This is a genomic window from Streptomyces sp. NPDC090032, from assembly GCF_044748025.1.
Lineage (GTDB): Bacteria > Actinomycetota > Actinomycetes > Streptomycetales > Streptomycetaceae > Streptomyces.
This window is the reverse complement of the sequence record NZ_JBIVFF010000011.1, coordinates 180,054-198,164: the sequence shown is the minus strand read 5'-3', so window position 1 is coordinate 198,164 and position 18,111 is coordinate 180,054. Positions and strand designations below refer to the sequence as shown.

The 18,111-nt window shown below is 69.9% G+C and carries 20 protein-coding genes; 6 read left to right on the top strand and 14 right to left on the bottom strand.

Going from position 1 to position 18,111, the window contains the following annotated elements; translation table 11 throughout:
* Nucleotides 1-98: 98 nt before the first annotated feature.
* Nucleotides 99-1,157, top strand: a complete 1,059-nt coding sequence (locus tag ACIPWY_RS27155) for a hypothetical protein (protein WP_393705912.1) — start codon at nucleotides 99-101, stop codon at nucleotides 1,155-1,157.
* A gap of 156 nt (nucleotides 1,158-1,313) precedes the next feature.
* On the opposite strand, the gene dapD is transcribed toward ACIPWY_RS27155, so the two are convergent.
* Genes dapD through ACIPWY_RS27140 form a run of 3 tightly spaced genes read right to left on the bottom strand, consistent with a single transcriptional unit; the run spans nucleotide 1,314 to nucleotide 3,295 of the window.
* Complete coding sequence (gene dapD / locus ACIPWY_RS27150; RefSeq protein WP_362908027.1) at nucleotides 1,314-2,315, bottom strand: 2,3,4,5-tetrahydropyridine-2,6-dicarboxylate N-succinyltransferase; 1,002 nt, start codon at nucleotides 2,313-2,315, stop codon at nucleotides 1,314-1,316.
* A 54-nt stretch (nucleotides 2,316-2,369) separates the two neighbouring features.
* Nucleotides 2,370-2,975: a TetR family transcriptional regulator gene (locus tag ACIPWY_RS27145; RefSeq protein ID WP_362908026.1), complete on the bottom strand. Its 606-nt coding sequence runs from the start codon at nucleotides 2,973-2,975 to the stop codon at nucleotides 2,370-2,372.
* A complete protein-coding gene (locus ACIPWY_RS27140) occupies nucleotides 2,975-3,295 on the bottom strand; it encodes a multidrug efflux SMR transporter (RefSeq protein WP_362908025.1) in 321 nt (106 codons plus the stop codon). Before ACIPWY_RS27140 ends, ACIPWY_RS27145 begins: the two co-directional genes overlap by 1 nt.
* Nucleotides 3,296-3,416: 121 nt before the next feature.
* Between ACIPWY_RS27140 and ACIPWY_RS27135 the strand changes: the two genes are divergently transcribed.
* The gene (locus ACIPWY_RS27135) at nucleotides 3,417-4,514 is read left to right on the top strand and encodes a hypothetical protein (protein WP_362908024.1); all 1,098 of its coding nucleotides are present in this window, start codon (nucleotides 3,417-3,419) and stop codon (nucleotides 4,512-4,514) included.
* A gap of 36 nt (nucleotides 4,515-4,550) precedes the next feature.
* On the opposite strand, the gene ACIPWY_RS27130 is transcribed toward ACIPWY_RS27135, so the two are convergent.
* The 10 genes from ACIPWY_RS27130 to ACIPWY_RS27085 all read right to left on the bottom strand — a co-directional run bounded on the left by ACIPWY_RS27130 (nucleotide 4,551) and on the right by ACIPWY_RS27085 (nucleotide 13,099).
* Nucleotides 4,551-4,916 (bottom strand): VOC family protein, encoded by a 366-nt coding sequence (locus ACIPWY_RS27130; RefSeq protein WP_362908023.1) that lies wholly within the window; start codon nucleotides 4,914-4,916, stop codon nucleotides 4,551-4,553.
* 57 nt (nucleotides 4,917-4,973) lie between these two features.
* Entirely contained in the window at nucleotides 4,974-6,368 is a 1,395-nt protein-coding gene (locus tag ACIPWY_RS27125; protein WP_393705913.1) for a hypothetical protein, read from the bottom strand.
* A gap of 157 nt (nucleotides 6,369-6,525) precedes the next feature.
* The gene (locus ACIPWY_RS27120; protein ID WP_362908021.1) at nucleotides 6,526-6,858 is read right to left on the bottom strand and encodes a metal-sulfur cluster assembly factor; all 333 of its coding nucleotides are present in this window, start codon (nucleotides 6,856-6,858) and stop codon (nucleotides 6,526-6,528) included.
* Complete coding sequence (gene sufU, locus ACIPWY_RS27115; RefSeq protein ID WP_100592411.1) at nucleotides 6,855-7,316, bottom strand: Fe-S cluster assembly sulfur transfer protein SufU; 462 nt, start codon at nucleotides 7,314-7,316, stop codon at nucleotides 6,855-6,857. The genes ACIPWY_RS27120 and sufU overlap by 4 nt, the downstream gene beginning before the upstream one ends.
* 16 nt (nucleotides 7,317-7,332) lie before the next feature.
* Complete coding sequence (locus tag ACIPWY_RS27110) at nucleotides 7,333-8,589, bottom strand: cysteine desulfurase (RefSeq protein ID WP_362908020.1); 1,257 nt, start codon at nucleotides 8,587-8,589, stop codon at nucleotides 7,333-7,335.
* The gene (gene sufC / locus ACIPWY_RS27105; protein WP_100592409.1) at nucleotides 8,586-9,350 is read right to left on the bottom strand and encodes a Fe-S cluster assembly ATPase SufC; all 765 of its coding nucleotides are present in this window, start codon (nucleotides 9,348-9,350) and stop codon (nucleotides 8,586-8,588) included. Before sufC ends, ACIPWY_RS27110 begins: the two co-directional genes overlap by 4 nt.
* Before the next feature lie 7 nt (nucleotides 9,351-9,357).
* Complete coding sequence (locus ACIPWY_RS27100; RefSeq protein WP_362908019.1) at nucleotides 9,358-9,690, bottom strand: non-heme iron oxygenase ferredoxin subunit; 333 nt, start codon at nucleotides 9,688-9,690, stop codon at nucleotides 9,358-9,360.
* Nucleotides 9,690-10,868, bottom strand: a complete 1,179-nt coding sequence (sufD, locus tag ACIPWY_RS27095; RefSeq protein ID WP_393705914.1) for a Fe-S cluster assembly protein SufD — start codon at nucleotides 10,866-10,868, stop codon at nucleotides 9,690-9,692. The genes ACIPWY_RS27100 and sufD overlap by 1 nt, the downstream gene beginning before the upstream one ends.
* A 60-nt stretch (nucleotides 10,869-10,928) precedes the next feature.
* Nucleotides 10,929-12,353, bottom strand: a complete 1,425-nt coding sequence (gene sufB, locus ACIPWY_RS27090; RefSeq protein WP_362908017.1) for a Fe-S cluster assembly protein SufB — start codon at nucleotides 12,351-12,353, stop codon at nucleotides 10,929-10,931.
* Nucleotides 12,350-13,099, bottom strand: coding sequence for a metalloregulator ArsR/SmtB family transcription factor (locus tag ACIPWY_RS27085; RefSeq protein WP_362908016.1), 750 nt, complete (start codon nucleotides 13,097-13,099; stop codon nucleotides 12,350-12,352). The genes sufB and ACIPWY_RS27085 overlap by 4 nt, the downstream gene beginning before the upstream one ends.
* Before the next feature lie 160 nt (nucleotides 13,100-13,259).
* Between ACIPWY_RS27085 and ACIPWY_RS27080 the strand changes: the two genes are divergently transcribed.
* The 4 genes from ACIPWY_RS27080 (at nucleotide 13,260) to ACIPWY_RS27065 (ending at nucleotide 16,883) form a co-directional block, all read left to right on the top strand.
* On the top strand, nucleotides 13,260-14,054 hold the full coding sequence (locus ACIPWY_RS27080) for an aminoglycoside N(3)-acetyltransferase (protein ID WP_393705915.1): 795 nt from the start codon (nucleotides 13,260-13,262) through the stop codon (nucleotides 14,052-14,054).
* A gap of 55 nt (nucleotides 14,055-14,109) precedes the next feature.
* Entirely contained in the window at nucleotides 14,110-15,033 is a 924-nt protein-coding gene (locus ACIPWY_RS27075) for an ABC transporter ATP-binding protein (protein WP_362908014.1), read from the top strand.
* Complete coding sequence (locus tag ACIPWY_RS27070; protein WP_362908013.1) at nucleotides 15,030-15,800, top strand: ABC transporter permease; 771 nt, start codon at nucleotides 15,030-15,032, stop codon at nucleotides 15,798-15,800. The genes ACIPWY_RS27075 and ACIPWY_RS27070 overlap by 4 nt, the downstream gene beginning before the upstream one ends.
* A 78-nt stretch (nucleotides 15,801-15,878) precedes the next feature.
* Entirely contained in the window at nucleotides 15,879-16,883 is a 1,005-nt protein-coding gene (locus tag ACIPWY_RS27065) for a heme A synthase (RefSeq protein WP_383886159.1), read from the top strand.
* Between the two features lie 22 nt (nucleotides 16,884-16,905).
* Here the strand turns inward: ACIPWY_RS27065 and ACIPWY_RS27060 are convergent, their stop codons facing one another.
* A complete protein-coding gene (locus tag ACIPWY_RS27060; protein WP_362908011.1) occupies nucleotides 16,906-18,036 on the bottom strand; it encodes an amidohydrolase family protein in 1,131 nt (376 codons plus the stop codon).
* Between the last annotated feature and the right edge of the window lie 75 nt (nucleotides 18,037-18,111).

The following is an 18,111-nucleotide window of genomic DNA, read 5'->3' as shown; positions in this document are numbered from 1 at the left end:
ATCAGAAAGGCACATCATCAACTCCTCGCGTATTCGTGTTGCGCGCCCATGCAGGTCGTCAGCATGGAGCCCGTCGATCCGAAAGCAGGAATGCCGCCTTGACCGCACTCCGAATTCTTGCCGGTGCCACCGCGATTGCTACGGTCACTACCGTCTTCACCGCCTTCACCGCTGTCCCCACAGCTGCCCACACCCCTGAGCATGTGCCGTGCACGACGAGTGCTCTCACCGCCGCCATCACCAGAGCCAACGCCGCAGGTTTCGGCGAACTCAGTCTCGCCAAGGGCTGCGTCTACGACTTCACAGCGCCCTTCTCAGGGAATGACGCGACACCCCCTGTCACGGTGCATGTCACCGTCGACGGAAACGGCGCCACTCTCCGACGCGGTACCACCGCGAACCTCTTCCGCCTTCTCGATGTCGCAGCCGGTGGAAGGGTGACGGTCAGCAATCTCAAAATCGAGAACGGCAACGTGCCCGACGACGGTGGGGGCCTCCTCGTCCAGAACGGGGGGACACTCCACGCGACGAATCTCCTCGTCAAGGGGAACACCGCCAGTAACAACGGCGGCGGCATCGAGAACATGGGAACCCTGAGGCTCATTCGGTCCAGGGTTACCGACAACGATGCCGCACGCTCCGGTGGAGGGATTTCCAGCGAAGGCGCCACCTCCGTCATTTCCACCTCGATCGACGGCAACTCGGCCAGCAGATTCTTTGGCGGCGGCGTGTTCAACGACAGCCTGATCACCATCACCCGCAGCTCCATCACCGGCAACAGGGTTACGGAAGGCGACGGCGGCGGCCTCTGGAACAACTACCGGATGACCGTCAACGACAGCAGGATCGTCGACAACACCTCCAGCGACCACGGAGGGGGCGTCACCAACGCGCAGCTCGGAAAGGCCACCTTCAACTCGAGCACCATCACGAAGAACACCGCCGGTCTGCAGGCCGGCGGTATCTACAACGTCGACGCCGGCACCTACCTCGTCCTCAACCTCAGCTCCATCACCAGGAACAAGGCGGGCAGCGCCCCCGGAGGCGTGTTCAACGACACCGGAGACGTCGTGGTGAACAAGCACTCCCCCATCACGGGAAATCTTCCCACCAACTGCGTCGGCAGCCCGGCTCCCGTGCCCGGTTGCACCGGCTGACCTGCCACAAGCGATGCTCACGCGCGAGCGCCCTCCCTGGCCGTCCTGGGCCGTGGAAGGGCGCTCGATGCTGACCGACGTCGACCACTGCCGACACCTCAGCAGCAGGTCAGAGTATCGACCGGTGAGGCAGCCGCAGGTCACGGCCGCCGGTGGTCAGTTGTGGCTGTGCAGAACCTCGTTCAGGCCGCCCCACACCGCGTTGTTCGGGCGGGCCTCGACGGCGCCGGTGACCGAGTTGCGGCGGAAGAGGATGTTCGAGGCGCCGGACAGGTCGCGGGCCTTGACGATCTCACCGTCGGGCATCGTGACGCGCGTACCGGCGGTGACGTAGAGGCCGGCCTCGACGACGCACTCGTCACCGAGGGCGATGCCGACGCCCGCCTCCGCGCCGACGAGGCAGCGCTCGCCGATCGTGATGCGGACGTTGCCGCCGCCGGAGAGCGTGCCCATGGTGGAGGCGCCGCCGCCGATGTCGGAGCCGTTGCCGACGACGACGCCGGCGGAGATGCGGCCCTCGACCATCGACGTGCCGAGGGTGCCGGCGTTGAAGTTCACGAAGCCCTCGTGCATGACAGTGGTGCCCTCGGCGAGGTGCGCACCGAGCCGGACACGGTCGGCGTCGGCGATGCGGACGCCCTTCGGCGCGACGTAGTCCGTCATGCGGGGGAACTTGTCGATGGACGTCACGGAGAGGTGCAGGCCCTCGGCGCGGGCGTTGAGGCGGACCTTCTCGACGTCGTCGACGGCGACCGGGCCGAGCGAGGTCCAGGCGACGTTGGAGAGGAGGCCGAAGACCCCGTCCAGGTTCTGCCCGTGCGGCTTGACCAGTCGGTGCGAGAGCAGGTGCAGGCGCAGGTAGGCGTCGTGCGCGTCGAGCGGCTTGTCGTCGAGCGAGGCGATGACCGTGCGGACGGCGACGGTCTCCACACCGCGGCGGGCGTCGGTGCCGATGGCCTTCGCGGCGCCTTCGCCGAGCAGTTCGACGGCGCGCTCGGCGGAGAGCCGCTCGGTGCCGGCCGGGCCCGGCTCGTCCTGGAGGGACGGGGCGGGGAACCAGGTGTCGAGGACGGTGCCGTCGGCGGTGAGCGTGGCGAGGCCTGCGGCGACGGCGCCGGTGGTGCGCTGAGCGGTGGTGCTGGCGGGAGAGTCAGACATGGGTGAAACCTAACCGGAGGTGCGCCGCGGGGGCGAACCGGTACGGCCGGTGTCTCAGGTACCGGGCGCGCCCCGCTGCCCCGGTCGGCCGGCCGCGGTGCCGTCGGCGTCGTCGCCGGGCGCTCCGTCGATGACCCGCGCGAGCATATCGCGCGCGTACTCCTCCTCGTAGACGGCGTCCGTGAGCAGCACCTGGAGGCAGATTCCGTCCATCAGGGCGACCAGCGCGCGGGCCGTGACCGGGTCGGTGCGGCGGGCGAGCTGGTCGGCGACGCCCTCGCCCCACTCGGCGGCGACGGGCCGCAGCACGGGCCTGCGCAGGGCGGCGAGATACAGCTCGTACTCCAGCTCGACGCCGGTGCGTTCACCGGCGAGCCACTCGCCGAGGACCGAGGCGAGAGCGGCGGCGAGAGCGGAGCGCGGCGCCTCGAAGACGGCGCTGCCGGCCAGGGCCTTCGCGAAACCCTCGTTGGCCTGGCGCAGCGCGGCGACGAGCAGTTCGTCGAGGGTCTTGAAGTGGTACGTCGTCGAGCCGAGCGGCACGTCGGCCTCGGCGGCGACGCTGCGGTGGCTGAGCCCGCCGATGCCCTTCTCGCCCACCACCCGGATCGCGGCGTCGATGATGCGCTGTCGCCGCTCGGGGTCGTAGCGCCGGGCCATCAGTGGGCGCCGCCCAGGTTGAGCAGCACCACGCCGCCGATGACCAGGGCGATGCCCGCGAGCCGCGCCGCGGTCATCGCCTCGCCGAGGAAGAGCATGCCTATCCCGGCGACGACGGCCGTGCCGACGCCGGCCCAGATCGCGTACGCGGTCCCGACCTGCACGGTCTTCAGCGTCTGGGCGAGCAGCGCGAAGGCGATCAGATAGCCGGAGACGGTGATCAGGGAGGGCCAGAGCCTGCTGAATCCCTCGCTGTACTTCATGGCGGTGGTGGCGGCCACTTCCGCCGCGATGGCGCCGGAGAGCAGTACGTATCCCATGTGTACGACTGTACGCATCGTTGCGTACGACCGTACATACCGTGGTCCGGCTCGTCGGGCTATCGTGTCGCGATCACTGTGGGGGGCCACAGGGACGAACTACTCCCGGGAGTGCGGCGAGATGACGGACATGTGGGGACAGGGGCCAGGTCAGGGACCGGGTCAGGGTCCCGGCTACGGCCAGGGCTACGGGCCGGGCGGTTACGGCGGCTGGGGTGCGTGGCCGCCGCCCCCGCCCCAGCCGGGCGTCATCCCGCTCGCCCCGCTCGGCGTCGACCGGATACTCGGCGGTGCGTTCACCACCATGCGCCGCCACGCGAAGCCGCTGTTCGGCACGGTCCTCATCGTGTACGCGGTGCTCGCCGTCCTCATGGCGGGCGCGCTGGCGCTCGGCTACGCGGCCGTCTCGGACGACGTACGGGCACTTCTGGACCGGGACACCGAGTTCGCCTGGAGCCACGCACGGCCGGTGTTCGTCGCGTTCGGCGTGGTCTGGGCCTTCGGCATGCTGGCGCTCACGGTCGGCTCGGCGTTCATCCAGTCCGCGTGCACGGTGGTGCTGCGCGAGGCGGTGCTGGGCCGTCCCGCGCGGTTCGGGGCGGTGTGGCGGCGCGCCTGGTCGCGCACGCCTTCGGTGCTCGGCGTGGGCCTGCTGATGGGCCTGATCGCGCTGATCCCGGCGGGCCTGTCCGTGGCGTTCCTGGTGTCCGTCGTCGTCATGCTGCTCACGCAGTCGGTCGCGCCGGTGGGCTTGCTGTTCCTGCTCATGGCGGTGACGGTGCCGCTCGTGGTCTGGGTCTACGTCCTGTTCCTGTTCGGCCCCGCGGCCGCCACCCTCGAGGAGGCGGGCCCGATCCAGGCGCTGCGCCGTTCGGCGCGCCTGGTGCGGGGCGCCTGGTGGCGCACGTTCGGCATCTCCCTGCTGGCCGGCGTGATCATGATGGTCGTGTCGATCGCGGTGCGGGTGCCGCTCCAGATCGCGATGCCCGACACGACTCCGCAGGCCTACGAGCCGGGTCAGAGCGCCTCCGACGTGTTCGAGGCGATGCTGCCGAAGCTGGGCGTGGTCATGGCCCTGTCCATGGTCGGCAATCTGCTGGTGCAGCTGGTCAGTTCGGTGTTCCTGCCGCTGGTCACCACGCTGCTCTACGTCGACCAGCGCATCCGCAGGGAGGGCCTCGCCCACACGCTGGAACTCGCGTCCCGCTCCGACGCCTAGCCCCCGACCGTCACGGTCCCAGGCCCCATCACGGTCTCAGTCGAGGAGCGTCTTCTTCGGCCGCAGGACGCAGAACTCGTTGCCCTCGGGGTCGGCGAGGACGACCCACGTGGCGTCCTCGCCCTGGCCGACGTCCACGCGCCGCGCCCCGAGACCGACGATGCGCTCGACCTCGGCGTCCCGGTCATCGGGGCTGAGGTCGACGTGCAGGCGGTTGTGGACGGTCTTGGCGTCGTCCACCGGCACGAAGCAGAACCCCGGCAGCGTGGTCGCGTCAGCGCCGATGACGATCTCGTCCTCGGCCTCGAACAGCACCTTCCAGTCCAGGACCTGACACCAGAAGCGCGCCTGCGCGGGCAGATCGTGGGCGTTCACGACGACTTGGTACAGCGAAGAAGCCATGACGCCCAGTCTGCCGCGCGGGCCCGCGCGACGCACATCGCTTGTCGTATCGGCGGATCAGCCGGTGACGCCGAACCAGGCGGCCCTGGACTTCTTCCACTCCGGGTGCGTGAGGTCCTTGGCCTCGGTGCCGTCGCCGTAGAGGTCGGCGGAGCCGCTGTCGGTCAGGAGCTGCGCGCGGGCACCGGACTGCGTCAGGTCGGGGACGCTCACCACGGCCTCCCAGCCGCCGGGGTCGCTCGTCGGCAGGTCCATCCGCTTGACCGGCGCGTGTCCCGCGACGCCGTCCCACTGGTAGAGGGCGTACGGGTCGGAGTTGTCGTCGGCGGCCCAGCTGCCGGCCACGATCAGATACTGGTTCGCGGCGTTCTTGCGGATGTCGCGCACGGACAGGCCGCCGAGGTCCAGCTCGACGGGCGTCCCGAACACGGGCTTCGTGCCGCTCGCCAGGACCTTGTCGAAGTTGGTGACGGGCACGACGAGCGCCTTGCCCCCGTCCTTCGGCGGCACGAGCGGCGCGCGGAACCCGATGTACGCGGTGCTGGTGGACCCGGGCGCGAATTCGAGGCCCTCGACGTTGAACCCGTCGACCTGCTTGGGCACCTGCCCGTCCTCGGTCCCGGCGGCGAACCCGTAGCGGTCCCCGTTCGCCTCGTCCCAGGCGACCAGGTCGTCCCGCAGCTTCTTGTACGCCTTGCCGTACGACAGCTGCGTCGAGGCCCCGCTGCCGCTCACCGTGGTCGTGAAGACCGTGTTCCGGGGGGACTTGTACTCGCCGTCCTTGTTGTTGCCCAGGGACCCGGTCCAGTAGATCGTGTCGCCGACGCGCGTGGCGCCCTCGATGTCGACCTCCTTGTCCACCCCGAGCTGCGAGCTGAAGTCCCAGGTCTTCACGGGCGCGCCGGAGACCGAACCGCTGTAGAGGCGCAGGACGTTGGACTCGTCGTCGGCGACGAGGGCGTAGCCGCCGCCCGCGTCGACGGCGGCGGACGCGTCGCTGGAACCCGTGAAGTAGCGGGTGTCGGGGCCCTGTTGCACGGCGGCCGAGGCGGCGTAGTGGAGCGTCTTGGTGGCGGTCTTGCCGTCGACGCCGGTCACCTTGAGGGTGAGGTCGGTGTAGCCGCGGCCCTGCGCGGCGACGGACACCTGCCGGGTGGCTCCCGACCCGGTGACGGTGACGTTCCCGGTACCGGCGACGGACGACTTGGTGCTCGCGGACGCGGCCACGGTCAGCGCCGACGCGTCGGCCCCGCTCTGGCCGACGGTGACGGTCACGACCGGGTCGCCCGTGGCGCCGACCGCACCGGAGAGGTACCCGGCGGAGAGTGCGATCGTCGGCGTCCCGTAACTCACGGCGCCCGCCGGGCTGTTGAGCCCCGCGAGGGCCAGCGTGAGCACTCCGCCCGTGACGGCGACGGCTCTGCGGCGGGACGGGGAAAGGAAGTGCTGCATGGGGGCCTCTCGTCGGGGCGGGTGTCGACGAGAACCTTCGGCCATGCGCGCCAACTGCAGGCGTACGCTCCGCGGCCCTGGGGCGAACAGCAGACAATACGGCCCCCTGTGCCGGGGCACAGGGGGCCGTACAGGTGTAGCGGACCGGGGGGACCGATCAGACGTTGAAGCCGAGCGCGCGCAGCTGCTCGCGGCCCTCGTCCGTGATCTTGTCCGGGCCCCACGGCGGCATCCAGACCCAGTTGATCCGGAGCTCGTTCACGATGCCGTCGGTGGCCGACTTCGCCTGGTCCTCGATGACGTCGGTCAGCGGGCAGGCCGCGGACGTGAGCGTCATGTCGATCGTGGCGATGTTGGCGTCGTCGATGTGGATGCCGTAGATCAGGCCCAGGTTGACGACGTCGATGCCCAGCTCGGGGTCGACGACGTCGTAGAGGGCCTCGCGGACCTCTTCCTCGGACGCGGGCTTGGTGGTCAGTGTCTCGCTCATGCCGTCTTCCTCTCCGCGCCGTCCAGCGCCTGGGCCGTCGCGTCCTTCCATGCCATCCAGCTCAGGAGGGCGCACTTCACACGGGCCGGGTACTTGGAGACGCCGGCGAACGCGACCGCGTCCTCCAGCACCTCCTCCATCGCGTCGTCGGGCTCGATCCTGCCCCGCGACTGCATCAGCTCCAGAAAGGTCTCCTGGATCTTCTGCGCCTCGGCCAGGTCCTTGCCGACGAGCAGCTCGTTCAGAACAGAGGCCGAAGCCTGGCTGATCGAGCAGCCCTGGCCCTCGTACGAGACGTCACTGATCGTCGAGCCGTCGTACTTCACGCGCAGCGTGATCTCGTCGCCGCACGTCGGATTGACGTGGTGCACCTCGGCATCGCCATCGCGCAGACCGCGCCCGTGCGGGTGCTTGTAGTGGTCCAGGATGACGTCCTGGTACATCGAATCCAGCTTCACGTTCCCAGCCAGCCCCTCAGCCGAAGAAGTTCCGTACGTGCTCCAGGCCGTCGATCAGCGCATCGATCTCGCCTGGCGTTGTGTACAGATAGAACGACGCTCGCGTGGTCGCAGGAATTCCGTAGCGCAGGCAGACGGGTCGGGCGCAGTGGTGGCCGACCCGGACCGCGATGCCCTGCTCGTCGAGGACCTGGCCCACGTCGTGCGGGTGGATGTCACCGAGCGTGAACGAGATCGCGGCGCCGCGGTCCTCGGCCGTGGTGGGGCCGATGATCCGCAGGTCCGGGACCTCCAGAAACCGCTTCACCGCGTACTCGGTGATCGCGTGCTCGTGCTGGGCGATCTTGTCCATGCCGATCGAGTTCAGGTAGTCCACGGCCGCGCCGAGGCCGACGGCCTGGGCGATCGGGGGCGTACCCGCCTCGAACTTGTGCGGCGCCGGCGCGTACGTCGACGAGTGCATGGAGACGGTCTCGATCATCTCGCCGCCGCCCAGGAAGGGCGGCAGGTCCTCGAGAAGCTCCTGGCGTCCCCACAGGACGCCGATGCCCGTCGGGCCGCACATCTTGTGGCCGGTGAAGGCCACGAAGTCGGCCTGGAGCGCCTGCACGTCGAGCACCATGTGCGGGGCGGCCTGGGACGCGTCGATGAGGACGAGCGCGCCGACCTCCTGGGCGCGGCGCACGATGGCCTCGACCGGGTTGAGCGTGCCCAGGATGTTGGAGACGAGGACGAACGAGACGATCTTCGTCTTCTCGGTGATGACCTCGTCGATGTTGGAGAGGTCGAGGCGGCCGTCGTCGGTCAGCCCGAACCACCGCAGCTTCGCGCCGGTGCGCTGCGAGAGCAGCTGCCACGGCACGATGTTGGAGTGGTGCTCCATCTCCGTGATGACGATCTCGGTCTCGTGGTCCACGCGGTAGGGCTCGTCGGCCCAGCCCAGCATGTTCGCCACGAGGTTGAGCGACTCGGAGGCGTTCTTCGTGAAGATGACCTCGTCGCGGCTCGGCGCGTTGATGAAGGCCGCGACCTTGTCACGCGCACCTTCGTACAGCGCCGTGGCCTCCTCGGCGAGCACGTGCACGCCCCGGTGGACGTTGGCGTTGTGCTGTTCGTAGTACTCACTGAGCGTGTCGATGACCTGGCGCGGCGTCTGCGAGGTCGCCGCGTTGTCCAGGTACACGAGCTTCTTGCCGTCGTGAAGTACCCGGTCGAGGATCGGGAAGTCCTTGCGGATCGCCTCGGTGTCGAGGAGGCCCGGCAGCTGTGTCACGCGGATGCGCCGCCCTTCGTGTATGCCTCGTAGCCCTCGGCCTCGAGCTTGTCGGCGAGCTCGGGGCCGCCGGACTCGACGATCCTGCCCTGCGAGAAGACATGGACGAAGTCCGGCTTGATGTAGCGCAGGATGCGCGTGTAGTGCGTGATCAGCAGGGTGCCGACCTCGCCGGTCTCGCGGACGCGGTTGACGCCCTCGGAGACCTGGCGCAGCGCGTCGACGTCGAGGCCGGAGTCCGTCTCGTCGAGGATCGCGATCTTCGGCTTGAGGAGCTCCATCTGGAGGATCTCGTGGCGCTTCTTCTCACCGCCGGAGAAGCCCTCGTTCACGTTGCGCTCGGCGAAGGCAGGGTCCATCTGGAGCTGCTCCATCGCGGTCTTGACCTCCTTGACCCACGTACGCAGCTTGGGGGCCTCGCCGCGGATCGCGGTGGCCGAGGTGCGCAGGAAGTTGGAGACCGAGACGCCGGGGACCTCGACCGGGTACTGCATGGCGAGGAACATGCCGGCGCGGGCGCGCTCGTCGACGGACATCTCGAGGACGTCCTCGCCGTCGAGGGTGACGGTGCCCTGGGTGATCGTGTACTTGGGGTGACCCGCGATGGAGTAGGCGAGGGTCGACTTGCCGGAGCCGTTCGGGCCCATGATGGCGTGCGTCTCGCCCTGCTTCACGGTCAGGTCGACGCCCTTGAGGATCTCCTTGGTGGAGTTGTCGGCCTCGACGGTGACGTGCAGGTCCTTGATTTCAAGCGTTGCCATGGGTGCCTCAGGACTCCTGGGAGAGGGAGACGAGCACGTCGTCCCCTTCGATCTGTACGGGGTAAACGGGGACGGGGCGCGTCGCGGGAAGGCCGGACGGCTTACCGGTGCGGAGGTCGAACGCGGAGCCGTGCAGCCAGCACTCGATCTGGCAGTCCTCCACCTCGCCCTCGGAGAGCGACACGTTCGCGTGCGAGCAGATGTCGTTGATCGCGAACACCTCGCCCTCGGTGTAGACGACCGAGACCGGCGTGCCGTCGAGTTCCACCCGCTTCGGGGTGTCCTCCTCCAGCTCGCTCAATCCGCACACCCGAGTGAATCGGGCACGGTCGAAGGCCATCAGACGGAAGCCTCCAGCTCGGCCTCGATCTTGGCGAGCAGGCGCTCCTGCACGTCCGGCAGACCGATCTGCTGGACGAGCTCGGCGAAGAAGCCGCGGACCACGAGGCGACGGGCATCGTCGGCCGAGATGCCGCGCGAGCGCAGGTAGAAGAGCTGCTCGTCGTCGAAGCGGCCGGTCGCCGAGGCGTGGCCGGCGCCGACGATCTCGCCGGTCTCGATCTCCAGGTTCGGGACCGAGTCCACGCGGGCGCCGTCGGTCAGCACGAGGTTGCGGTTCAGCTCGTACGTGTCGGTGCCCTCGGCGGAGGCCTCGATGAGGACGTCGCCGATCCAGACGGCGTGCGCGTCCTGGCCCTGCAGCGCGCCCTTGTAGGCGACGTTCGACTTGCAGTGCGGGGCCGCGTGGTCGACCAGGAGGCGGTGCTCCTGGTGCTGGCCGGCGTCGGTGACGTACAGGCCGAGCAGCTCGGCCTCGCCGCCGGGGCCCGCGTAGTTCACGCGCGGGTGCAGGCGGACGAGGTCACCGCCGAAGGTGACGACGACGGACTTGAAGGAGGCGTCGCGGCCGATCAGCGCGTTGTGCTGCGCGACGTGGACGGCCTTCTCGTCCCAGTCCTGGACGGAGACGACGGTCAGCTTGGCGCCGTCGCCCAGGATGTAGTCGACGTTGGCGGCGAGCACCGCGTCACCGGTGTGGTCGATGACCACGACGGCCTCGGCGAACGCGCCGAGCTCGATGACCTGGTGCGCGAAGGCGGTGCCGCCCTCGCCGTGCACGGCGATCCGGATGGGCTCGGTGAGCACCGTCTCCTTGGGCACGGACACGACCGAGGCCTTCTCGAAGGACGAGAACGCCTGGGCGGCGACGCGGTCCACCGGCTTGCCGGCCTTGCCGACGCGAGCGTCGTCGCGCCCGACGGTCTCCTGGGTCACGCCCGCGGGGGCGCTCACCTCGACGCGCAGGCCGCCCTGGGCGACCGCCGTCCCGTCGTGCAGGCCGCGCAGCCGCTCGAGCGGCGTGAACCGCCACTCCTCCTCACGGCCGTGCGGGACCGGGAAGTCCGCGACGTCGTAGGACGGGGGCGCGCTCATGCGCGTGGCGACGGTCGACTCCGCGGCCACCGCGATCGAGCCGGCGGTGGTGGAACCCACCGGGATGTTCTGAGCCTCAGCCATGGCTGTCGTAGTGCTCTCTTTCTCGGTTCAGGACGTGTGCTGACGGACGGGCTTGCGGCGTTAGCCGACGGCGCCTTCCATCTGCAGCTCGATCAGCCGGTTGAGCTCGAGGGCGTACTCCATCGGCAGCTCCTTCGCGATCGGCTCGACGAAGCCACGCACGATCATGGCCATCGCCTCGAACTCCGTCATACCGCGGCTCATCAGGTAGAAGAGCTGGTCGTCGGAGACCTTCGAGACGGTCGCCTCGTGGCCCATGGACACGTCGTCCTCACGGACGTCGACGTACGGGTACGTGTCGGAGCGGGAGATCGTGTCGACGAGCAGGGCGTCGCACAGCACGTTCGACTTGGAGCCGTGGGCGCCCTCGCCGATCTCGACCAGACCGCGGTACGAGGTGCGGCCGCCACCACGGGCCACCGACTTCGACACGATGTTGGAGGAGGTGTTGGGCGCCATGTGGACCATCTTGGAGCCGGCGTCCTGGTGCTGCCCCTCGCCCGCGAAGGCGATGGACAGGGTCTCGCCCTTGGCGTGCTCGCCCATCAGGTAGACGGCCGGGTACTTCATGGTGACCTTGGAGCCGATGTTGCCGTCGATCCACTCCATGGTCGCGCCCTCGTACGCCACGGCGCGCTTGGTGACCAGGTTGTAGACGTTGTTCGACCAGTTCTGGATGGTCGTGTAACGGCAGCGGGCGCCCTTCTTCACGATGATCTCGACCACCGCGGAGTGCAGGGAGTCCGACTGGTAGATCGGCGCCGTGCAGCCCTCGACGTAGTGGACGTAGGCGTCCTCGTCGACGATGATCAGCGTCCGCTCGAACTGGCCCATGTTCTCCGTGTTGATACGGAAGTAGGCCTGGAGCGGGATCTCGACGTGTACGCCCTTGGGGACGTAGATGAAGGATCCGCCGGACCACACGGCCGTGTTCAGCGACGCGAACTTGTTGTCGCCGACCGGGATGACCGTGCCGAAGTACTCCTTGAAGAGCTCGGGGTGCTCCTTCAGGGCCGTGTCGGTGTCCAGGAAGAGGACGCCCTGCTCCTCCAGGTCCTCGCGGATCTGGTGGTAGACGACCTCGGACTCGTACTGGGCCGCGACACCGGCGACGAGGCGCTGCTTCTCCGCCTCGGGGATGCCGAGCTTGTCGTACGTGTTCTTGATGTCCTCGGGCAGGTCCTCCCAGGACTGAGCCTGCTTCTCGGTGGACCGCACGAAGTACTTGATGTTGTCGAAGTCGATGCCCGACAGGTCCGAGCCCCAGTTCGGCATGGGCTTCTTGTCGAAGAGGCGCAGGCCCTTGAGGCGGAGCTTGGTCATCCACTCCGGCTCGGACTTCTTGGCCGAGATGTCGCGGACGACGTCCTCGTTGATGCCGCGCTTGGCAGAGGCACCGGCGGCGTCGGAGTCGGCCCAGCCGTATTCGTACTTGCCCAGACCCTCGAGCTCGGGGTGGGCAGTCTCCTCGATGGGGAGCGTCATGCGGGGTTCCTCCCGGCGGTGCTTGCAGATGCGTTTGTGTCGTTTTGTGTGGCGCTGGTCTTGGGAATGAACGTCGTGCACACCCCGTCACCGTGGGCGATGGTGGCCAGCCGCTGCACATGTGTGCCGAGCAGCTGGGAGAAGATCTCGGTCTCCGCCTCGCACAGCTGCGGGAACTGCTCGGCGACGTGCGCGACCGGGCAGTGGTGCTGACACAGCTGCTCGCCGACCGGTGCGCTTCGCGCCGTAGCAGCGTACCCGTCGGCGCTCAGGGCCTTGGCGAGGGCTTCCGCGCGCTTCTCGGGCGCGGCGGACTCGACGGCCTCCCGATACGCCCCGGCCTGCTCGGCGATCCTGGCGCGGGCGAAGGCGACGACGGCCTCTTCCCCGCCCTCGCGCTGCGCGATCCAGCGCAGGGCGTCGGCGGCGAGCTTGTCGTAGGACTGGTCGAAGGCGTCCCGGCCACAGTCCGTCAGGACGAACACCTTGGCGGGACGGCCGCGCGTACGGGCTCCGTAGATCTTCTGTTCCCGTGCTTCGACGACCTCGTCGGCGGCCAGCGCGTCCAGATGGCGGCGCACCGCGGCCTGGGTGAGACCGAGGCGGCCGGCCAGATCGGCGACGGTGGACGGGCCGTGGTCCAGGATGGAGCGGGCGACCCGGTTGCGCGTCGAACGCTCACCGGTCGCGATCTCCTCCTGCGGGGCTCCCTGGGGAGCCTCCTGAGCCTCGCCGACGTATTTCACAACGCCATTGTTGCGTAATTCCTCAGGGCCTGACAAGCGCGGCCCTGGATGATCTCCGGTGCCCTGCATCACTTAGGCATACCTAAGATGACCTGCGGAAACGATCTTTGATCGATCAATTCGGTGGTGCCGCCCCGCCTCCGCGGAGGACACTCACGCCATGCCCACACCCCCTCCCACCGGCCCACTTGTCACGCGCGCCACCCTTGGCGCCGACCTGCGCGCGCTCGGCGTCCGGCCCGGCGAGACCCTCCTCCTCCACTCCTCCCTCAGCGCGCTCGGATGGGTCTGTGGAGGGGCCGTTTCCGTGGTGCAAGGACTGCTCGACACGCTGGGTCCGGACGGGACACTCACCGTCCCCACGCACACCGGCGGCAACTCCGACCCCGCCGACTGGCGCAGACCCCCGGTGCCCGAGAAGTGGTGGGCCGAGATCCGCGCGTCGATGCCCGCGTACGACCCGGCCGTCACGCCCAGTGACGGCATGGGCGCGATCGCCGAGACCGTGCGCCGCTGGCCCGGAGCCGTGCGCAGCGCGCACCTCCATACGTCGTTCGCCGCCGTCGGCCCCCGGGCCACCGCGATCACCGACGGCCACGCCACCGACTGTTCGCTCGGCGAGCACAGTCCGCTGGCCCGGTTGGAGGAACAGGGCGCGCGCGTGCTCCTCCTCGGCACGACGTTCGCCACCTGTACGTCCTTCCATCTCGCCGAGTACCGGATCCCGTCCCCCAGGACCGAGATGGGCCGCGCGGTCCTCGGCCCCGGCGGCCGACGCTGGGAGACCGTGACGGAGGTCGACATCAGTGCGGACGGGTTCGACGAACTCGGCGCGGCATTCGAGCGCGAGGGCGGGGTCGTACGCGGCCGGGTGGGGGCGGCCGACGCCCTGCTCTTCCCCGTCGCCGACGCGGTCGCTCACGCCCAGGAGTGGCTGGCGAGGCACCGGGCCTGAGCACCTTGGGCCCCGCCCGCCGGGGACACGCGGCGCGTCCCTAGACTTGGCGCTCATGCGAAGCGAGCCCGTCGTCCGGATCCAGAGTCTGGTCAAGCGGTACGGAACCAAGACCGCGGTCGACGGCCTCGACCTGGAGGCCTCGGCCGGCATCACCGCCGTCCTCGGCCCCAACGGCGCCGGTAAGACCACCACGATCGAAACCTGCGAGGGCTACCGCCGGCCGGACTCGGGAACGGTCCGGGTCCTCGGGCTCGACCCCGTCGCGCAGGCCGGCGAACTGCGCCCCCGGATCGGCGTGATGCTCCAGTCCGGAGGCGTCTACTCCGGCGCCCGCGCGGACGAGATGCTTCGCCACGTGGCGAAGCTCCACGCGCACCCGCTGGACGTGGACGCGCTCATCGAGCGCCTCGGCCTCGGCAGCTGCGGCCGCACCACCTACCGCAGGCTCTCCGGCGGCCAGCAGCAGCGCCTCGCGCTCGCCATGGCCGTCGTCGGCCGCCCCGAGCTCGTGTTCCTGGACGAACCGACCGCCGGCCTCGACCCGCAGGCCCGCCGCGCGACCTGGGACCTCGTACGGGATCTGCGGACCGACGGCGTCTCCGTCATCCTCACCACGCACCACATGGACGAGGCGGAGGCACTCTCCGACGACGTCGCGATCATCGACGCGGGCCGGGTCATCGCGCAGGGCTCCCCCGAGCAGCTGTGCCGTGGCGGCGCCGAGAACACCCTGCGCTTCTCCGGACGCCCCGGCCTCGACGTCGCCTCGCTCCTCAAGGCCCTCCCGACGGACTCCGCGGCGGCCGAGCTCACCCCGGGTTCGTACCGCGTGAGCGGCGAGGTCGACCCGCAGCTGCTCGCGACGGTGACCTCGTGGTGCGCGCAGCACGGTGTGATGCCCGAGAGGATCTCGGTCGAACGCCACACCCTCGAAGACGTATTTCTTGAGATGACCGGCAGGGAGCTGCGCGGATGAGTGTCGCCGGTACGTACACGCCGAAGCCGGGGGCCGCGCCGCTGCCTCGCATGATCGGCGCGCAGGCCGTCCTCGAGACGAAGATGCTCCTGCGCAACGGCGAGCAGCTGCTGCTCACCGTCATCATCCCCACCCTGCTGCTCGTCCTGTTCAGCGCGGTCGACATCGTCGACACGGGCGGCGGGAAGGCCGTGGACTTCCTGGCCCCTGGCATCCTCGCGCTCGCCGTGATGTCGACCGCGTTCACCGGCCAGGCCATTGCGACGGGCTTCGAGCGCCGCTACGGCGTGCTCAAGCTGCTCGCGTCCTCGCCGCTGCCGCGCTGGGCCCTGATGACCGCGAAGACGCTGTCCGTCCTGGTCACCGAGGTCCTCCAGGTGATCCTCGTGACGGTGATCGCCTTCGCGCTCGGCTGGTCCCCGCACGGCAATCCGCTCGCAGTGCTGCTCCTGCTGGTCCTCGGCACCGCCGCGTTCTCCGGGCTCGGCCTGCTGATGGCGGGCACGCTCAAGGCGGAGGCGACGCTCGCCGCCGCGAACCTCGTCTTCCTGCTCCTGCTCGTCGGCGGCGGCGTCATCGTGCCGCTCGACAAGTTCCCGGACGCGGCGCAGTCCGTCCTCGGCCTGCTGCCGATCTCGGCGCTCTCCGACGGGCTGCGGGACGTCCTTCAGCACGGCGCGGCGATGCCGTGGGGCGACCTCGGGATCCTCGCGGTCTGGGCGGTCCTCGGGCTGGGCGCCGCGGCGCGCTTCTTCCGCTGGGAGTAGGCCGTACGGCACGTGCGGGGCGTCACAATCGTCCCGGATCGGCCCCCTCGTGAAGACATGCACAAGCGGCGTCCTACGATGGTGCCCGTGCCAAACGTGACCCCGGCCGACGCCGCCCAAGCCGTGCGCAACCCGCTCGCCTTCATCGCCGAACGCTGGACCCCCGCTCAGCGGACCGTCCGGCGCGCCGCGCTCTCCGCCGTCGTCATGACGGTGGTCATCGTGGTCACCGGCGGCGCGGTGCGCCTGACGGGCTCGGGCCTCGGCTGCCCGACGTGGCCCAAGTGCACCGACGAGTCCCTCACCGCGACGAGCGCGATGGGCTTCCACGGAGCGATCGAGTTCGGCAACCGCATGCTGACGTACGTCCTGTGCGCCGCGGTCGGCTGGGCGATCATCGCCGCCCGCTCGCAGAAACCGTGGCGACGCGGTCTGACCCGGCTCGGCTGGGCCCAGTTCTGGCTCGTCATGGGCAACGCCGTCCTCGGCGGCATCGTCGTCCTCGTCGGCCTCAACCCGTACACCGTCGCGGCCCACTTCCTGCTGTCCACCGCGCTGATCGCGGTCGCCACGGTGATGTGGCAGCGCACCCGTGAGGGTGACGCCGCACCGCGCCCCCTCGCCGGCAAGGCCGTACGCCAACTCGTCTGGATCCTGGTCGCCGCCACGGTCCTGCTGATCATGGTCGGCACGGTCGTGACCGGCTCGGGCCCGCACGCCGGCGACTCCAGCGACGTGGAGCGGATGCCGCTCGACTGGGAGACCATCAGCAAGGCGCACGCGGTCCTGGCCTGGATCGTGGTGACGCTGACGTTCGCCCTGTGGTTCGTCCTCAAGGCGGTCGACGCCCCCAAGGGCCCACTGCACCGCACCCGCGACCTCTTCCTCGTACTGCTCGCGCAGGGCGTCATCGGCTACGTCCAGTACTTCACCGACCTGCCGGAGATCCTCGTCGGCCTGCACATGCTGGGCTCGGCCCTGGTGTGGATCGCGGTCCTGCGGGTCCTGCTGTCGCTGCGGGAGCGCCCGCTGGGCACGGCGGAGGTCCCGGCCCAGGCGGACCCTGCCCTCTCCGCCGTCTGAACCGGACAGCTCGTGGCCCGGGTCAGCCGCCCTGCGCGGCGCCCGTGCCGCTGAGGCCGTAGACCCGCTGGGCCGTCACCGACCCGATCATCCCGGCCACCCGCTGCGCGTCCGCCGGCGACCACGCTCCCTCCGCGACCCAGCCGCCGAGCACCCGCCCGAGCGCCTCGCGGAACAGCCGCGCCCCCACCACATGCAGCTCCGGCAGGCCGTGCGCGCCGCTGGAGAACAGCAGCTTGCCGAACGGGGCGAGTTCCAGGATCTCCGCGAGTACGGCCGCCGCACGCGCCCCCGTGCGGGCGAGCGCCGGGCCGAGGTCCGCGTACACGTGCGGGAAGATGCCGGCGAGGTGCGCCGCGTGCCGGTGGTACGGGTAGCCGTGCAGCAGGATCAGGTCGGTGCCGAGTCCGGCCGTGGCGCGGGCGAAGTCCGTGAGCAGGACCGGGTCGGTGCGGTCGAGGCGCAGGCCGGGTTCCCCGAGGCCCGCGTGGAGTTGCAGCGGCCGGCCGGAGGCCACGGCGATCCACAGGAGATGGCGCAGGAGCACGGGGTCGGCGAGGGGGCCGCCGACCCGGCGTGCGGCGAGCCAGCGTCCCGCGGCTCCGCGTACTTCGCCGGGTCCGGGCGGCTGTGGCGCCAGCGCGAGGCCGTGCCGTACGCCCGCCACGGAGGTGAAGGCGACGGCGTTCGCGGCGGCGGCGTGCACCGACTCGGCGAGGTTGGCGAGGAAGGACTCGACGGTGCCTGAGGTGTCGGCGACCTGTTCGGCGAGGAGTTCGAGACGGACGATCTCGTGCGCGTCCGCGTTTCCGGCGGAGGCCATCTCGCTGGGCCCGGTGAGGTCGCCCGGCAGCCCCGTGTCGACCAGGTACGTGGTGATGCCGCTGCCCCGCAGCAGTCTGCGGCCCGACTCCATGACACCCAGTTCGCGGCGGCGTGCGAGGTAGCGGGCGGGCGGGCAGTGCGGTTCGAGGCCGAGGAGCGGCGGACACCAGCGCCGTACGGCGAAGCCCGTCTGGGTGTCGAAGAAGGTCGTGCCGGGGGCGGGCGGGCGATCGCCCCGGCCGAGATGGGCCTCGAACGTGCCGAGGCCGAGTTCCGTCCGCAGTACCCCGTGGCAGTACTGGTCCACGAGGGATGGCGTATCGATCATCCGGGCTCCCGTAGATGGACCGTGCTTCTACGGTCCTAACGGGTGAAACCTGCGCCAGGTGTTGGTCTCGTACAC

Bases quoted from the DNA above. Each gene is read 5' to 3' on its own strand.
- dapD (WP_362908027.1), bottom strand. From the start codon at position 2,315: ATGTCTGACTCTCCCGCCAGCACCACCGCTCAGCGCACCACCGGCGCC.
- ACIPWY_RS27145 (WP_362908026.1), bottom strand. From the start codon at position 2,975: ATGGCCCGGCGCTACGACCCCGAGCGGCGACAGCGCATCATCGACGCC.
- ACIPWY_RS27140 (WP_362908025.1), bottom strand. From the start codon at position 3,295: ATGGGATACGTACTGCTCTCCGGCGCCATCGCGGCGGAAGTGGCCGCC.
- ACIPWY_RS27135 (WP_362908024.1), top strand. From the start codon at position 3,417: ATGACGGACATGTGGGGACAGGGGCCAGGTCAGGGACCGGGTCAGGGT.
- ACIPWY_RS27130 (WP_362908023.1), bottom strand. From the start codon at position 4,916: ATGGCTTCTTCGCTGTACCAAGTCGTCGTGAACGCCCACGATCTGCCC.
- ACIPWY_RS27125 (WP_393705913.1), bottom strand. From the start codon at position 6,368: ATGCAGCACTTCCTTTCCCCGTCCCGCCGCAGAGCCGTCGCCGTCACG.
- ACIPWY_RS27120 (WP_362908021.1), bottom strand. From the start codon at position 6,858: ATGAGCGAGACACTGACCACCAAGCCCGCGTCCGAGGAAGAGGTCCGC.
- sufC (WP_100592409.1), bottom strand. From the start codon at position 9,350: ATGGCAACGCTTGAAATCAAGGACCTGCACGTCACCGTCGAGGCCGAC.
- ACIPWY_RS27100 (WP_362908019.1), bottom strand. From the start codon at position 9,690: ATGGCCTTCGACCGTGCCCGATTCACTCGGGTGTGCGGATTGAGCGAG.
- sufD (WP_393705914.1), bottom strand. From the start codon at position 10,868: ATGGCTGAGGCTCAGAACATCCCGGTGGGTTCCACCACCGCCGGCTCG.
- sufB (WP_362908017.1), bottom strand. From the start codon at position 12,353: ATGACGCTCCCCATCGAGGAGACTGCCCACCCCGAGCTCGAGGGTCTG.
- ACIPWY_RS27080 (WP_393705915.1), top strand. From the start codon at position 13,260: ATGCCCACACCCCCTCCCACCGGCCCACTTGTCACGCGCGCCACCCTT.
- ACIPWY_RS27075 (WP_362908014.1), top strand. From the start codon at position 14,110: ATGCGAAGCGAGCCCGTCGTCCGGATCCAGAGTCTGGTCAAGCGGTAC.
- ACIPWY_RS27070 (WP_362908013.1), top strand. From the start codon at position 15,030: ATGAGTGTCGCCGGTACGTACACGCCGAAGCCGGGGGCCGCGCCGCTG.
- ACIPWY_RS27065 (WP_383886159.1), top strand. From the start codon at position 15,879: ATGGTGCCCGTGCCAAACGTGACCCCGGCCGACGCCGCCCAAGCCGTG.
- ACIPWY_RS27060 (WP_362908011.1), bottom strand. From the start codon at position 18,036: ATGATCGATACGCCATCCCTCGTGGACCAGTACTGCCACGGGGTACTG.